Below are 15,183 nucleotides of genomic sequence, written 5' to 3' on the forward strand. Positions count from 1 at the left end.
TTTTTTTCGAGGTTTTTCGTCAATTATTCTTAACTTTTACGAAACTTTGATATAATAACAAACGTATATATTAGTAATTTACGGCTTATTTTCCTTGTGAGCGTAAAAATAAATGTGACTATCTTCACATTTTGATGAGTAGGAGTGAATCGTGTGGCAATTTCTTTAGAAAAAGGTCAACGAATTGATTTAACAAAAGGAAAAGCCGGTCTGTCAAAATTGATGGTCGGTCTCGGCTGGGACCCAGTGTCCTCAGGCGGAGGATTCTTCAGCAAACTGCTTGGCGGAGGCGGTCCGAATATCGACTGTGACGCTTCAGTGCTGATGTTGGAAAACGGAAAATTCACCGAAAAGAAAAATCTGATTTATTTCGGCAACCTGAAAAGCCGCTGCGGCGGTGTACAGCATACAGGCGACAACCTGACGGGTGACGGTGCGGGCGATGACGAGCAAATTATGATAGATTTAGATAAAGTGCCTGGAAACATCGATAAGCTTGTATTTGTAGTGAACATTTACGATTGTGTCAGAAGAAAACAAGATTTCGGCATGATTCAAAATGCGTTTATTCGCGTAGTTGATCAATCTAATCATGAAGAAATGCTCAAATACAATTTGAGAGACAATTATGCCGGCAGAACAAGCCTGATTACAGCAGAAATCTACCGCAGCGGCAGTGAGTGGAAGTTTGCGGCGATTGGTGAAGGCACGAACGATACGAGATTAGAAGATATTATCAGCCGATACGTATAAAAGAAAAGGAGTGGATGAAACATGACAATTTCATTGGCAAAAGGACAAAAAGTAGATTTAACAAAAACAAATCCGGGTCTTTCAAAGGTTGTTGTCGGTTTGGGCTGGGATACGAACAAGTATGACGGCGGACACGACTTTGATCTTGACTCAAGTGTGTTTCTGTTAGACGCTGCAGGCAAATGCGCGTCACCAAACGACTTTATTTTCTATAACCAACTTGAAGGCGGCAACGGTTCAGTCGTTCATTCAGGCGACAACCTGACTGGTGCTGGCGAAGGCGACGATGAGAATGTAAAAGTAAATCTCAGCGCTGTACCGGCAAACATTGATAAAATCTCATTTGTTATTACCATTCACGAAGCAGAAGCGCGCAGCCAAAACTTTGGACAAGTTTCAAACGCGTTCGTCCGCATCGTAAATGAAGAAACAAATGAAGAGCTCATCCGTTACGATCTTGCAGAAGATTTCTCTATTGAAACGGCAATCATTGCAGGGGAGCTTTACAGACATAACGGCGAGTGGAAATTCTCCGCAATCGGCTCAGGCTACCAAGGCGGCCTTGCCCGCATTGCAACAGACTACGGTTTGCAAGTCGGTTAAGAAAAATACGAAGAGCAGAAAGGAGAGAGGCAGTATGGCCATTCAATTATCAAAAGGACAGCGCATTGATTTAACAAAAACAAATCCGGGACTGACAAAAGCGGTGATCGGTTTAGGCTGGGATACAAACAAGTACTCCGGCGGACACGATTTTGACCTGGATGCTTCGGCCTTTTTAGTTGATGCGCATGATAACTGCGTAAATGATCTCGATTTCGTCTTCTATAATAACCTTGAACACCCGAGCGGCGGTGTCATCCATACGGGTGACAACCGTACGGGTGAAGGCGACGGAGATGATGAGCAGATTATCGTGGATTTCTCAAAAATTCCTGCTCACATTGAGAAAATCGGCATCACAGTGACCATTCACGATGCTGAAGCACGCAGCCAAAACTTCGGACAAGTTTCCAATGCGTTTGTGCGTGTTGTGGACGAAGAGACGCAGAATGAGCTTATTCGCTTCGATTTGGGAGAAGACTTCTCCATAGAAACAGCTGTTGTCGTTTGTGAGCTATACAGACACGGCGGCGAGTGGAAATTCAATGCGATCGGCAGCGGTTTTTCCGGCGGGCTGGCTGCATTGTGCCGGAATTATGGTTTGCAAGTGTAAACGAGTGACAAATAGAGAAGTCACCGTTTCAAATTAATAGGAGGAAAAAACTTGGACTTTTTACATCATATCATGTCTACGTATGCTTCATTTTTCGATTGGAAAATGTGGGGGGAAGTTCTGACTGATCCTGTTTCCTGGGGTCTGATCGGTTCCCTTGTTGTTCTGGAAGGCCTTTTATCGGCCGATAACGCGCTTGTTCTTGCGGTCATGGTCAAACACCTGCCGGAAAAACAGCGTAAAAAAGCGTTAACGTATGGTTTGTTTGGAGCTTATATTTTCAGGTTTATTTTCATCGGGCTCGGTATGCTCCTCATTAAATTCTGGTGGATCAAGGTGCTTGGCGCGCTTTACCTGGCTTGGCTCGTCATTAAGCACTTCTGGATAGGCGAAAAAGAAGAAGAAGCGGACGGCATGAAGAAAAACTCTTGGATGGTCCGCACGTTCGGGATCTTCTGGGCGACTGTCGTTTCAGTAGAATTAATGGATCTTGCCTTCTCTGTGGACAGCATCCTGGCCGCGTTTGCGGTATCTGAAAAAGTATGGGTGCTTCTGATCGGCGGTATGCTTGGTATTTTAATGATGCGTACAGTGGCAAAAGTGTTCCTTGTGCTGATTGATAAAATTCCTGAGCTGGAAAACACAGCATTCGTGTTGATCGGCATTATCGCGCTCAAAATGGCGGGGAGCGCTTTCCATTACGAAATGCCGCACTCTGTATTCTTCATCATCATTATCGCTGCATTTGCGGTAACATTGATCATTCACTACATCAACAAACAAAAGCAGGTGCGTGAACAAACAGCCGCTTCAAAAGAAGAATAAAACAAAACAAGGAGGGAGGTTCAATGTCCTTCCTTTTTTGTTACCGAAATATCGTTCAATGACAAACCGGAAAGGAGGATATGATGAGACAAGAAGAAGTAATCATTCATAAAGCACTTCCGGCTGATGGGGATTGGAAAAGCCTGCTGTTTCAGCCATTGCCGGAGCGGGATCACTATGAAACAGCACAGGGCCTTTCGTTTTCCCGCCTTGCCGGACAGATATTAGGCACGCCTATTGATGAGACAGACTACTATAACGAGCTGTATGAGCTGTCTGTAAATGACCGCATGACTATTTTGAGTGAAACGCTTGATAAAACAATCGAACCGGAAACATTTCAAAAGCTTCAGCATATTCATTCCATCAATCAGAAAGAAAAAGGGCTGTCAGTCAGCCGCTTTGTTGCCTTTCTGGACGGGGAAAAGCTGATTGCGAAGCACTCAAACCCCTTGATGCACCGCCATTTAAGAAAAGCGCTGATGACGCTTTTACATACCTTTGCGGACAGTCATGAGAAGGGGCTGAATCATCCTGATTTTCGCAGAGTGCTGCTTGATGTCTCGAAGTTTTCTTTAAATCACCTGAATCCGTGGCTGGAAAAAACCGATATAGAGCGTGAGATGCCAAAGGTTGTTTGGTATGGAGATGCGACGAAAAGCCAGCTCTATTTCTTATATTATCTGATGCTGGTCGGCTGTGATGTTCTGCTGTTTCATCCGGCGGGTACCGATCAGCTGGCGCTTGTCGATCCAAAGCAGGAGCTCAGTTTTACGGAAAAGCTCCCGGATGTTTCGGAGCTTCAGCCGTTTCCGAAAGAAAAACCAGACCGTAAATCAACAGTGGCTTACCGCTCAACAAAAGAAATTGAACATGTGCTGAATCACGAGGAGTCCATGCTGTACAAGCCATGGCAGTTCAGAGATCACACACCGGTGTCCGTTACGCTGAAAACGACCTATGATGAACTGTTTTTAATCACGAAAGAACGCGCCTTTATTCGGCCGAATTTCAAAGCAGATAAACACTCCATTGAAATTCCGAATGTATTCGCCAAAATTATGGGCGTGTCGAAAGACAATAAGGAATATTGGAACAGGCTTCATACTCTAGCGGATTATCAGGAAACAGAAATGGTCAGAAGCTTTCCATTTACAGAAGAAATAAAGTCGAACTATCAATTTCACTACAGCCACGCACTTGATCAAGAAGGGAATATTGATCCGGACAAGCTGATGGCAAGCAATGTGTGGCAGTACAAACAGCTGCCGGCGGGCGTTCAGACCGCCATTGCCAAAACGATTTCGAGAATGTGCAGGCATCCTCGGCTTAAGGCTTTGCATCAGGAACAAGTCAAGGATGTTCAAATCTATTTGTTTAAACAAACGACAAACCTGCCTGCTAATCTGCTGAAATTAATTCAAATGTTTGACTATGCGCAAACCGTTCCGAAACTCGTTTTATATCATACGGAAATGAGCGGCGGACTCACGCGTTCGGATGCTGCCGCCCTGCTGTTCCTGAATGAAATCGGAATCGATATCATCATTTATAATCCGCCCGGACACCAAGATATTGAGCAGTTTATTGAAGAGGATCAGTATGATATCCACTGGCTGGACGACATGGTGTTCCAGCAGGACTACAAAGAGCCTTCGCTTGTGAAAAGGCTCTTCAGAAACATTACCCAAAAATAAGGAGAGAAGAAAAGCATGACAACAGAAAATCAAAATCCGCTTGTTCTCGATAAAAATGAAGAGATTTCCCAGCAAAAAGCTGACGATATCCGTCTTCAGCTCCGTCAGGAACCAGAGGTAAAGCGGCTTGCTCAACAAATTGACGTCAAAAACCAAATGGAGCTGCTTGAGTACGGCAAGGAGCCGGCCGTTGAAATTTCCAAGTTCTCTGACCGCATCTTGGGGATGATGAAAACAACAAGTGTGACAGACTCTGGCACAATGCTGACCCAGCTTGGAAAAATCATGGACCGCTTCGACAAAAATGATTTTGATGAGCCTAAGGGATTAATGGCGAAAATTTTCAAACGCGGCGGCAGCATGATTGAAAAAATCTTTAAAAAGTATCAGACACTTGGCGGAGAGATTGAAAAAATCAACGTTGAGATTTCGAAATACAAAGATGAGATGACGAAGACGAACTACACGCTCGATGAAATGTATGAAAACAATATCAAATACTATATGGAGCTTGAAAAATACGTCGTTGCCGGGCAGATGAAACTGGAAGAGATGCAGTCGATCCTTCCTTCATATGAGGAAAAAGCGGCAAGCGGAAACCAGCTGGCGCAAATGCAGCTCGATACACTGCGCAACGGCATTCAGGCGCTTGAGGAACGGGTGTATGATCTTGACATGGCACGGATGGTGGCGCTTCAAACCGCACCACAAATCCGTCTCCTGCAGCGCGGAAACGCAAAGCTGATCGGGAAAATCAACTCCGCGTTTATCATTACCATTCCGATTTTCAAAAACGGCATTATTCAGGCTGTTACGGTGAAACGGCAAAAGCTTGTGGCTGATTCTATGAGCGAGCTTGACCGCCGGACAAACGAGATGCTAAAACGAAATGCTGAAAACATCTCGAGCCAAAGTGTTGAAATTGCGAGAATGGCCGGCAGACCGAGCATAGATATTGAAACGATCGAATCGTCTTGGAACACGATTGTCAGCGGCATGCAGGAAACAAAACAAATCGAAGAAGAAAACAAACGCCTCCGCGAAGACGGCGCGAGACGAATTGCCCAGCTTCAGGATAATATTAAAAAAGCAGCATTACAGCAATAATCAGAACCCCGCTTGTGGAACATAAGCGGGGTTTTTCATTTACATCATTTAGTTAATGACAATGTGTAAAGACAGGTGTAAACTTAAACGGTAATCATTTTGCATATCAGAGGTGTTGGCAATGGGAAAACAACAGCCTATATCCCAGCGTAAACTGCTGGGCGTCGCCGGTTTGGGGTGGCTGTTTGATGCAATGGATGTCGGAATATTATCGTTTATTATCGCCGCGCTCCATGTAGAGTGGAATCTGTCGCCCGAGGAAATGAAATGGATCGGAAGCGTCAATTCCATCGGCATGGCTGCGGGAGCGTTTTTGTTCGGTCTGCTGGCTGATCGAATCGGCCGAAAAAAAGTATTTATTATCACCCTTCTATGCTTTTCCATCGGAAGCGGCATTTCAGCTTTTGTGACAAGCTTATCGGCATTTCTAATCCTTCGTTTTGTGATCGGCATGGGACTTGGCGGAGAGCTTCCAGTCGCTTCGACACTCGTTTCGGAAGCGGTTGTGCCTGAAAAGCGGGGCAGAGTGATTGTGCTTCTGGAGAGCTTTTGGGCTGTGGGCTGGCTCGCAGCGGCCTTGATTTCTTACTTTGTGATACCAAGCTTCGGCTGGCAGGCTGCCCTGCTGTTAACCGCACTGACTGCTTTTTATGCGTTATACCTGCGGACGAGTCTGCCTGATTCACCAAAATATGAATCGCTTTCTGCCAAAAAGAAATCTGTGTGGGAGAATGTAAAAAGCGTCTGGGCAAGACAGTATATACGGCCGACCGTAATGCTGTCGATCGTTTGGTTCTGTGTGGTGTTTTCTTATTACGGCATGTTCCTATGGCTCCCGAGTGTCATGCTGCTGAAAGGCTTCAGCATGATTCAAAGCTTTGAATATGTCCTGCTGATGACGCTTGCTCAGCTACCGGGCTATTTCTCTGCCGCATGGCTGATTGAAAAAGCGGGCCGGAAGTGGATACTCGTCATTTACCTGATTGGTACAGCAGGAAGCGCCTATTTCTTCGGAACGGCTGATTCCTTAGGCCTTTTGCTTACGGCTGGAATGCTGTTATCGTTTTTCAATCTCGGTGCGTGGGGCGTGCTGTATGCGTATACCCCGGAGCAATATCCGACTGCGATTCGCGCAACAGGTTCAGGAACGACGGCGGCGTTTGGAAGAATCGGCGGCATCTTCGGGCCTTTGCTCGTAGGAACGCTCGCAGCCCGTCATATTTCGTTTTCGGTCATCTTTTCAATCTTTTGCATTGCTATCTTACTCGCAGTTGCTTGTATTTTGATTATGGGGAAAGAGACGAAACAAACTGAGCTGGAATAGGAAAAGCACCTCTTGAAAGAGGTGCTTTTTTTTACATTTGCGCCCGGGCTGCGGATTGGCGTTTCCCGGTTTTACTGATTGTCTGGTAGAGCGTCATAGAAAGTATGAACAGAATGGCAGTAAATCCTGTGACAGCTCCGAAGTGCTGTGTGCTTTGATATAAAAAACCTGCAATACCTGTGCCGACAGTGGTTCCTGCATACATAGCGGCATTGGAAAGGGAAGCGATGGTTCCACGCGCGTTTGGTGAAATGGATTGAGAGACACCCATCATTAACGGAAAGATAATGCCAGCTGTAAAGAACGTGAGAAAAAAGCTCGTCTCGACTAAAAATAAGTTAGGAAAGAAAGGAAGAGCGAAATAGAGAGCGCCCATCAGCAGCATCCCGCCGATCAATGTCTTAAACATGCCCAGCTTTGCTGAAATCCGGCTGCCGATAAGGCTTCCGAGCATATTTCCCAGTCCGAGAACAAGCATAGCGGCTCCAATTTGTGACACGGTTAAATGATAATCCGCAGCAAGCCAAGTGCCTAGAAAGCTGAATGAAGCGAAGTTTCCGGTTTGAAAGAGAAAATAGGCAAGCAGAATGACCGATGTTTTCGGCAATGAAAAAAGCTCCCGATATGGGTTGATTATTGATGGGCGCCCCAAGGATTCAGAAGGGCGGATATCAGGCATAACCACCGCCAGAATCAATAGAAGAATAATCGAGCACGCTGACAAAACGAAAAATGGCGTATGCCATGTAAAGGAAGCGAAAAACCCTCCGATCGGCAGTCCGAGCATTTGTGAAGCAGCCAATCCTGCTGTCGCTATCCCCATGCTTTTTATAATCTGAGACGGCTTAACAATGATTGGGATGGACGCCCAAATCTGAGGCGTCACAAACGCAGCGCTAACGCCTGCGGCAAAACGGAACAGGCACATGACGGCAAAAGAGGGAGCGATGCCGCATAAAAACGTGGATACGATAAAGCCCGCAAGCCCCCATAGCATGACTGTTTTCCTGTTCAAACGGTCTGAGATTGGGCCCGCAATGAAAGCGAAGAGCGCATAACCGAGTGCATAAGCACTGACCATCCAGCCTGACAAATCAGTAGAGATATGAAACTGCTCCTGTAAAAGCGGGAGAAGCGGAGAAAGCAAAAAGGTATCTGTGCCAATGACAAACATGACACTGAAGAAAAGCCAAATACGATTCAAATTTTATCACTCCTATAGTTTTATAACTTTGAAACTATGAAACAAATATGTATAGAGAAAACCCTTTGTTAGAGGGTTTCCAAAAAGCCAGGCAGGTATGTTTGAAATGTGTCTTCACGGAGACTGACATATTTTGTCCGCGAATCTTTTCGGGTTGCCGTCAATCCCGCTTCACGCAGCGTTTTAAAATGATAAGATGCCGTGGTTTTCACAATATTGCACTTTTCACCTACTTCACCGCAGCTGAGTTCTTTTCCGCTGACATAAAGCGTACGAATAATAGCAAGCCTTGATTCATCAGACAGTGCTTTAAAAATTTGCGCTCTGATTTGATCATCTGATTGTTTCATAGTCATGAAACTATAATACATAATTGATGCTGGGAAAGCAACTTATTTTTCCAGTAAAGGAGCAGGAAGTCATAATAGGCAGGAGGAATTCAATTCCAATAAAAGCGTTTCCACCTATAGATAGGAGAAAAATCACCCGTAAAATACAATTATATAGGAGGATTACAGAGTATTTAGAAGCATAAATAAGATCATGTGGTCACATGGATGTTTATAAAGAAATGGTACAGAATAAAAGAGAATATGCTGTTTGTGTAGGAAGTTACATAAATGTTACGGTTATTAGGATTGCTTAATATGGAGGGAAAATATGAGTGTAGATGAGAAACCAATTAAGATAAAAGTCGAGAAAGTCTCCAAGATTTTTGGGAAACAAACAAAGAAGGCAGTTCAAATGCTTGCCAATGGAAAGACAAAAAAAGAGATCCTGAAAGCAACCGGTTCAACCGTTGGGGTTAATCAGGCAGATTTTGAAGTATATGATGGTGAGATATTTGTCATCATGGGTCTATCAGGGAGCGGTAAATCAACTTTAGTACGGATGTTAAACCGGCTTATTGAACCGACTGCCGGAAATATTTACATTGATGGTGACATGATAACAAATATGTCTAAAGACCAGCTCCGGGAAGTCCGCCGGAAAAAAATCAGCATGGTCTTCCAAAAATTCGCTCTGTTCCCGCACAGAACGATACTTGAAAATACAGAATACGGACTGGAGCTTCAAGGTGTAGACAAACAGGAGCGCCAGCAAAAAGCGCTTGAGTCCTTAAAGCTCGTCGGACTTGAAGGATTTGAACACCAATATCCTGACCAGCTTTCCGGCGGGATGCAGCAGCGTGTCGGCCTTGCCCGCGCGTTGACAAATGATCCGGACATTCTTCTGATGGATGAAGCGTTCAGTGCGCTCGATCCACTGATTCGTAAAGATATGCAGGATGAACTTCTTGATCTTCACGATAATGTCGGAAAAACGATTATCTTTATTACGCACGACTTGGACGAAGCATTGCGGATCGGCGACAGAATTGTTCTGATGAAGGACGGCAACATCGTTCAAATCGGCACGCCTGAAGAAATCCTGATGAATCCATCTAACGAATATGTTGAGAAATTCGTCGAGGATGTTGATTTATCTAAAGTCCTCACAGCAGGCCATATTATGAAACGCGCTGAAACAGTGCGGATTGATAAAGGGCCTCGCGTGGCATTGACATTGATGAAAAACCTTGGAATTTCTTCAATTTACGCAGTGGATAAACAAAAGAAATTGTTAGGTGTTATCTATGCGTCTGATGCGAAAAAAGCGGCTGAATCTGATTTGTCACTTCAAAATATCTTGAATACAGAATTTACGACTGTACCAGAGGATACGTATTTGACAGAGATTTTTGACGTTGTTTCTGACGCGAATATTCCAATTGCGGTTGTAGATGAGAAGCAAAGAATGAAAGGGATTGTCGTAAAAGGCGCACTGATTGGCGCGCTTGCCGGCAATAACGAGTATATCAATGCTGAAGGCACTGGCGAACAAACACAAGATCCTTCTGCACAGGAGGTGAAGTAAGATGGATAGACTGCCTAGAATACCTTTAGCAGATATCATTGACCGTTTTGTTGACTGGATTACAATGACGTTTGGCGGGTTCTTCGACGGAATCGCAAACGGACTTGCCGCTTTTGTAAATGGAATTGTCAGCGGACTTGGATTTATCCCATCTATTTTGTTAACGATTATTTTCGCCGCACTTGCGTGGTGGATCAGTACAAGAGGAATTGCGTTATTTACATTGATTGGATTCCTCCTGATCGATTATTTAGGATATTGGGACCCAATGCTGCAAACATTGGCGCTTGTTTTGACATCTGTGATTATTTCGATTGTGGTCGGGGTTCCGATCGGAATTTGGGCGTCCCAGAAAGAAATGGTACGCCGTATTGTAACGCCAATTCTTGATTTAATGCAGACAATGCCTGCTTTCGTATATCTATTGCCGGCGATTTTCTTCTTTAACATTGGTGTTGTGCCGGGTGTTGTTGCATCAGTTATTTTCGCGATGCCTCCGACAATCCGCATGACCGTTCTCGGTATTAAACAAGTGCCGGCGGATCTGATTGAGGCGACTGAGGCGTTCGGTTCTACAACAGCTCAGCGTTTGTTTAAAGTTCAGCTTCCGCTTGCGACAAAAACCATCCTGGCCGGAATCAACCAAAGCATCATGCTTGCGTTATCAATGGTTGTTATCGCCGCAATGGTCGGTGCGCCGGGACTTGGTTCTGAAGTATACAGCGCCGTTACACAGCTGAAAACCGGGGTCGGAGTAGAGGCGGGTATCGCCATCGTTATCGTTGCCATTACCCTGGACCGTATTACTCAAAATATTAAAGTGAAGAAGAAAAGCAGGGGGAATGCCTGATGCTTAAAAAAATCATCGGCATTGGCGTTTCCGCCATGCTGGCGCTCTCACTTGCGGCTTGCGGTTCACAACACGATGAAAATGCAACCGCAGCAGAACAGGTGAATAAGACCATCATCGGGATTGACCCCGGTTCAGGGATTATGGCCCTGACTGACAAAGCGATGAAGGATTATGACCTGAATGACTGGACATTGATTTCAGCGTCAAGTGCCGCGATGACCGCAACACTTAAAAAGTCATACGACCGTAAGAAACCGATTATCATTACAGGATGGACACCGCACTGGATGTTCTCCAGATATAAGCTGAAATATCTCGATGATCCGAAACAATCTTATGGCAGCGCGGAGGAAATCCATACAATCACACGCAAAGGCTTCAGCAAGGAGCAGCCGAATGCCGCAAAGCTTCTGAGCCAGTTTAAATGGACGCAAGACGATATGGGCGAAGTGATGATCAAAGTGGAAGAAGGCGAGAAGCCTGCCAAAGTCGCAGCTGAGTATGTGAAGAAGCACAAAGATCAGATTGCGGAGTGGACAAAAGGCGTTCAAAAGGTCAAGGGGGACAAAATCAACCTTGCCTATGTGGCGTGGGACAGTGAAATTGCAAGCACAAACGTGATCGGCAAAGTCTTAGAAGACTTGGGCTATGAGGTGACGCTTACTCAGGTAGAGGCCGGTCCGATGTGGACTGCAATCGCGACGGGAAGCGCGGATGCATCCCTTTCCGCATGGCTGCCGAATACCCATAAAGCATACGCCGCCAAATATAAAGGCAAATATGACGATATTGGCACCAGTATGACGGGCGTGAAAATGGGTCTTGTTGTTCCTCAATATATGAAAAACGTTAACTCAATTGAAGATTTGAAGAAGTAATGAAGAAAGCAGCCTGGGATCAGGCTGCTTTTTTTGCGTTAAGAAGCGTTAGCGGCAGCAAGCGATTCCGCTTTCTGAAATGTTTTGAGCACGGCGTTCGCCAAAATGTGAATGCCGTTGAACATTGCATTTCTGTCAAAGGTCATGTGCGGATGATGGAGTCCCGGCTGGAGTCCGCAGCCGAGACCAAGCATTGTTGTTTTGAGGTTCGGCACTTTCACGGCGTAAAAATGGAAATCCTCGCCGCCGGTGGTGACAAGCGGGTCATCAAGCTGCTCAGCCCCGATGATTTCCGTAATGGCTTCTGCCATGATCGCTTCAGCTTCTTTGTTTTGTGTCGCTGCAGGAAGGCTGTGTTCTTTTTGCAGATCGATCTTTGCGCCGAATGCGGCGGCGGCCGCTTCACAGGCTCTTTCTGTTTCGGCAATTAACGCCTCCATGGCTTCATTGGTCTGTGCGCGCAAATCAAGGCTGAACGATGCTTTTCCCGGAATGATGTTAGAGCTTTCTCCGCCGGCTTGAAGCTTTGTCATTTTGACGGTATGCGGGATTTGCGGGTCAATATGGATGAGCCCGAGCTTATGTACAAGAAATGCCGCAATTTCAATGCTGTTTTTCCCGAGGTGCGGGCGGGCGCCGTGGGCTTCCTCTCCGATAATCGTTCCCTCAATGTGCTGGCTTGATCCGTGCAGAATAGACGGGGCGCAGCGGCCGTTTTGTGTTTCCTGAATTGGGCGAACGTGAACACCGTACAAATAGTCGGCATCATCAAGCACGCCTTCTTCTATCATTTTCAAGGCACCGCCGCCTTTTTCTTCTGCCGGCTGAAAGATAAAACGGATTGTGCCCTTCGGAAGCTCAGGTTGTTTTCTCAGCAGCATTAATGTACCCAATGCCATTGTCATATGTGCATCGTGTCCGCAGGAATGGTTGGCGCGAAATGTGCCGTTTACCTCCTGCCATAGCGCGTCAATATCAGCGCGTACCGCTACAACAGGTGAGCCTGAGCCGATTTCACCGACAACTCCGGTGCAGTCTGAAAACGTGCGCGTCCGGCATCCTAATTCCTCAAGCTTTTGTTTGAGAAATGCAGTTGTCTCATATTCCTTCCAGCTGACTTCAGGGTTCGCGTGCAGATGCTCGAAGATGTCCATAATGGTTTGTTTCATGTCTTCTGAAAGCTTTTGCATGGTAAGAAATACCTCCTTCTATTAGAATGAATTTTTACCTTCTTTACTTTATTTATATTGAAACAGGAAGATAGGCTGTATATAATATAGCACATATTGAGACTTTTCAGAATAATTAATATTTTCAAACAGAGGGGATGGATCGAAATATGAGTATGCCAGCAGCCGAAACACAGTCTAAGAAAAAACGAATGACATTTAAAATGCCTGACGCCTATGTCCTCTTATTTATCATTGCTTTCATTTGCGCAATCGCTTCATATATTGTGCCGGCAGGTGAATTTGACCGCGTGACAAAGGGGGATGTCACGACTGCTGTTCCGGGAAGCTATCATTCCATTGAACAGTCACCGGTCAGCCTGATCGGTTTTTTTACTTCCCTACAGGATGGAATGGTCGGATCAGCACCAATTATCTTTCTGATTTTATTCACAGGCGGCACCATTGCCATTTTAGAAAAAACGGGTGCCATCAATGGCCTGATTTACAATGTCATCAGCAAATTCCGCACCAAGCAATTATTATTTATTTGTATTGTCGGCGCGTTGTTCTCTATTCTCGGAACAACCGGGATTGTCGTGAATTCAGTTATCGGTTTTATCCCCATCGGCCTCATTGTGGCACGATCCTTAAAATGGGATGCCGTCGCGGGAGCCGCTGTCATTTACATCGGCTGCTACGCTGGATTTAACTCCACCATACTATCACCGTCCCCGCTCGGTTTATCACAATCAATTGCGGAGCTCCCTCTTTTTTCAGGAATCGGCCTGCGAGTTGTGATATACATTTGCTTTTTGCTGTCTTCTATTATTTATATCTATTTGTATACGAGAAAATTAAAAAAATCAAAAGATGCCAGTGTGTTAGGAACAGATTGGTTCCCTGGAGCAGGAATGGGCGAAGCCGGTAAAGAAGAAGATCAGTCAGTGTCATTTACTGTTCGCCATAAGCTGATTTTGGCCGTAGCGGGACTCTCGCTGGTCGGATTTTTATACGGCGCTTTGAAGCTTGGCTGGTCGGATTCCCAAATGGCTGCGACATTTATTTTTATTTCTGTCCTTGCCGGTTTAATAGGCGGACTTGCGGCGAACGATATTGCCAAAACCTTCATTACGGGCTGTCAAAGCCTTATATACGGGGCGCTGATTGTCGGGATGGCACGAAGCATTTCCGTCATCCTTGAAAATGGAAAGTTACTCGATACAGTCGTCAATGCTTTGGCTTCACTGTTGGACGGTTTCAGTCCGATTGCCGGGGCAATCGGCATGTATATCGCCAGTGCGCTGCTTCATTTTCTCATCTCCTCAGGATCTGGCGAAGCCGTTGTATTTATTCCAATCCTGGCGCCGCTCGCTGATTTGATGGGAATCACGAGACAGGTTGCGGTGGAGGCGGTTATGCTTGGAGAAGGGGTCGTCAACTGTGTCAATCCAACATCCGGTGTTCTCATGGCGGTACTTGCCGCCAGCGGCATTCCGTACGTCAAGTGGCTGCGGTTTATGGTGCCGCTTGCTCTGATTTGGTTCTTGATCGGGCTTGTTTTTATTGTGATCGGCGTCATGATCAATTGGGGGCCGTTTTAACAATTGCTGCCCGCCGGCTTGTACGGCGGGCTTTTGAGTTATTCATTGCAGAAGCGCAGGCTGTTATTGTAACATGTAAGCCATAGCCATTCGTAAAAGTGCGGGAGGAAGGTCATGAATAATCTGCGTAATAGACTTTCAGGCGTGAATGGGGAAAATAAGAGAGTAAAAGAAAAAGAACAAAAAATCTGGTCGGAGATTGGGATGATAGCGGGATCGTTTGCGCTCCTTGATGTGATCATCCGCGGCATTATGTTTGAATTTCCGTTTAAAGAATGGGCTGCAAGCCTTGTGTTTTTGTTCCTCATCATCTTATATTACTGCATCAGGGCAGGAGCGTCAGGAATGCTCATGCCGAGAATAGACACCGAAGAAGAACTGCGAAAACGGGTAAAGCAGCAGCGAATAGATTCAATTGCGGTCGCCTTTGCGGTAGTGGTGCTTACGATGTACGACAGGGGGATTCCCCATACATTCTTCGCTTGGCTGAAAATGATCCTTCTTTTTATCGTCTGTAGCGGCGTTCTGTTTTTGCTTCGATATGTGATTGTGAAGCTGGCTTACAGAAGAGCGGTAAAAGAAGAAGCAGAGAAGAAATCATCTTAATGGTGGTTTCTTTTTTGTTTATAAGAGAAA

General features: G+C 45.6%; 15 protein-coding genes. 12 read left to right on the top strand and 3 right to left on the bottom strand.

Annotation, left to right across the window (positions count from 1 at the left end):
* Nucleotides 1-153: 153 nt before the first annotated feature.
* The 7 genes from MY9_RS01675 (at nucleotide 154) to niaP (ending at nucleotide 6,922) form a co-directional block, all read left to right on the top strand.
* Nucleotides 154-753: a TerD family protein gene (locus MY9_RS01675; protein WP_014662676.1), complete on the top strand. Its 600-nt coding sequence runs from the start codon at nucleotides 154-156 to the stop codon at nucleotides 751-753.
* Between the two features lie 21 nt (nucleotides 754-774).
* Nucleotides 775-1,356, top strand: a complete 582-nt coding sequence (locus tag MY9_RS01680; RefSeq protein ID WP_014475718.1) for a TerD family protein — start codon at nucleotides 775-777, stop codon at nucleotides 1,354-1,356.
* 34 nt (nucleotides 1,357-1,390) lie between these two features.
* Nucleotides 1,391-1,969, top strand: a complete 579-nt coding sequence (locus MY9_RS01685; protein WP_014662677.1) for a TerD family protein — start codon at nucleotides 1,391-1,393, stop codon at nucleotides 1,967-1,969.
* A 51-nt stretch (nucleotides 1,970-2,020) separates the two neighbouring features.
* Nucleotides 2,021-2,794 (top strand): TerC family protein, encoded by a 774-nt coding sequence (locus MY9_RS01690; RefSeq protein ID WP_014662678.1) that lies wholly within the window; start codon nucleotides 2,021-2,023, stop codon nucleotides 2,792-2,794.
* Nucleotides 2,795-2,877: 83 nt separating this feature from the next.
* A complete protein-coding gene (locus MY9_RS01695) occupies nucleotides 2,878-4,491 on the top strand; it encodes a YceG family protein (protein WP_014662679.1) in 1,614 nt (537 codons plus the stop codon).
* Between the two features lie 15 nt (nucleotides 4,492-4,506).
* Nucleotides 4,507-5,598 (top strand): toxic anion resistance protein, encoded by a 1,092-nt coding sequence (locus MY9_RS01700; protein WP_014662680.1) that lies wholly within the window; start codon nucleotides 4,507-4,509, stop codon nucleotides 5,596-5,598.
* Between the two features lie 121 nt (nucleotides 5,599-5,719).
* A complete protein-coding gene (niaP, locus tag MY9_RS01705) occupies nucleotides 5,720-6,922 on the top strand; it encodes a niacin permease NiaP (RefSeq protein WP_014662681.1) in 1,203 nt (400 codons plus the stop codon).
* 31 nt (nucleotides 6,923-6,953) lie between these two features.
* On the opposite strand, the gene MY9_RS01710 is transcribed toward niaP, so the two are convergent.
* Both MY9_RS01710 and MY9_RS01715 read right to left on the bottom strand, forming a co-directional pair.
* Entirely contained in the window at nucleotides 6,954-8,126 is a 1,173-nt protein-coding gene (locus MY9_RS01710) for an MFS transporter (protein ID WP_041521241.1), read from the bottom strand.
* Between the two features lie 68 nt (nucleotides 8,127-8,194).
* Entirely contained in the window at nucleotides 8,195-8,497 is a 303-nt protein-coding gene (locus tag MY9_RS01715) for an ArsR/SmtB family transcription factor (protein ID WP_010886398.1), read from the bottom strand.
* A gap of 289 nt (nucleotides 8,498-8,786) precedes the next feature.
* On the opposite strand from MY9_RS01715, the gene opuAA reads away from it, so the two are divergent.
* From opuAA to opuAC, 3 genes are read left to right on the top strand one after another with little or no spacing between them, the layout of a single operon-like run.
* Entirely contained in the window at nucleotides 8,787-10,043 is a 1,257-nt protein-coding gene (opuAA, locus tag MY9_RS01720; protein WP_014662684.1) for a glycine/proline betaine ABC transporter ATP-binding protein OpuAA, read from the top strand.
* A 1-nt stretch (nucleotide 10,044) separates the two neighbouring features.
* Entirely contained in the window at nucleotides 10,045-10,893 is an 849-nt protein-coding gene (gene opuAB, locus MY9_RS01725) for a glycine/proline betaine ABC transporter permease subunit OpuAB (RefSeq protein ID WP_014662685.1), read from the top strand.
* Nucleotides 10,893-11,774 carry a glycine/proline betaine ABC transporter substrate-binding protein OpuAC gene (opuAC, locus tag MY9_RS01730; protein ID WP_014662686.1) on the top strand — a complete coding sequence of 294 codons (882 nt, stop codon included), beginning with the start codon at nucleotides 10,893-10,895 and terminating at the stop codon, nucleotides 11,772-11,774. The genes opuAB and opuAC overlap by 1 nt, the downstream gene beginning before the upstream one ends.
* A gap of 38 nt (nucleotides 11,775-11,812) precedes the next feature.
* Here opuAC and MY9_RS01735 read toward each other — a convergent pair whose 3' ends face one another.
* Entirely contained in the window at nucleotides 11,813-12,964 is a 1,152-nt protein-coding gene (locus MY9_RS01735) for a M20 peptidase aminoacylase family protein (RefSeq protein WP_014662687.1), read from the bottom strand.
* A 149-nt stretch (nucleotides 12,965-13,113) separates the two neighbouring features.
* Between MY9_RS01735 and MY9_RS01740 the strand changes: the two genes are divergently transcribed.
* Together MY9_RS01740 and MY9_RS01750 are read left to right on the top strand one after the other, a co-directional pair.
* The gene (locus tag MY9_RS01740) at nucleotides 13,114-14,547 is read left to right on the top strand and encodes a YfcC family protein (RefSeq protein WP_014662688.1); all 1,434 of its coding nucleotides are present in this window, start codon (nucleotides 13,114-13,116) and stop codon (nucleotides 14,545-14,547) included.
* 114 nt (nucleotides 14,548-14,661) lie between these two features.
* Nucleotides 14,662-15,153 (top strand): DUF6773 family protein, encoded by a 492-nt coding sequence (locus MY9_RS01750; RefSeq protein WP_014662689.1) that lies wholly within the window; start codon nucleotides 14,662-14,664, stop codon nucleotides 15,151-15,153.
* Nucleotides 15,154-15,183 lie beyond the last annotated feature (30 nt).

Origin of the sequence: Bacillus sp. JS (assembly GCF_000259365.1) — a bacterium.
GTDB lineage: Bacteria > Bacillota > Bacilli > Bacillales > Bacillaceae > Bacillus > Bacillus stercoris.

What these genes read in the sequence shown, in the direction of transcription:
- MY9_RS01680 (WP_014475718.1), top strand. Translation starts at nt 775, where the DNA reads ATGACAATTTCATTGGCAAAAGGACAAAAAGTAGATTTAACAAAAACA.
- MY9_RS01685 (WP_014662677.1), top strand. Translation starts at nt 1,391, where the DNA reads ATGGCCATTCAATTATCAAAAGGACAGCGCATTGATTTAACAAAAACA.
- MY9_RS01695 (WP_014662679.1), top strand. Translation starts at nt 2,878, where the DNA reads ATGAGACAAGAAGAAGTAATCATTCATAAAGCACTTCCGGCTGATGGG.
- MY9_RS01700 (WP_014662680.1), top strand. Translation starts at nt 4,507, where the DNA reads ATGACAACAGAAAATCAAAATCCGCTTGTTCTCGATAAAAATGAAGAG.
- niaP (WP_014662681.1), top strand. Translation starts at nt 5,720, where the DNA reads ATGGGAAAACAACAGCCTATATCCCAGCGTAAACTGCTGGGCGTCGCC.
- MY9_RS01715 (WP_010886398.1), bottom strand. Translation starts at nt 8,497, where the DNA reads ATGTATTATAGTTTCATGACTATGAAACAATCAGATGATCAAATCAGA.
- opuAA (WP_014662684.1), top strand. Translation starts at nt 8,787, where the DNA reads ATGAGTGTAGATGAGAAACCAATTAAGATAAAAGTCGAGAAAGTCTCC.
- opuAB (WP_014662685.1), top strand. Translation starts at nt 10,045, where the DNA reads ATGGATAGACTGCCTAGAATACCTTTAGCAGATATCATTGACCGTTTT.
- opuAC (WP_014662686.1), top strand. Translation starts at nt 10,893, where the DNA reads ATGCTTAAAAAAATCATCGGCATTGGCGTTTCCGCCATGCTGGCGCTC.
- MY9_RS01735 (WP_014662687.1), bottom strand. Translation starts at nt 12,964, where the DNA reads ATGCAAAAGCTTTCAGAAGACATGAAACAAACCATTATGGACATCTTC.
- MY9_RS01740 (WP_014662688.1), top strand. Translation starts at nt 13,114, where the DNA reads ATGAGTATGCCAGCAGCCGAAACACAGTCTAAGAAAAAACGAATGACA.
- MY9_RS01750 (WP_014662689.1), top strand. Translation starts at nt 14,662, where the DNA reads ATGAATAATCTGCGTAATAGACTTTCAGGCGTGAATGGGGAAAATAAG.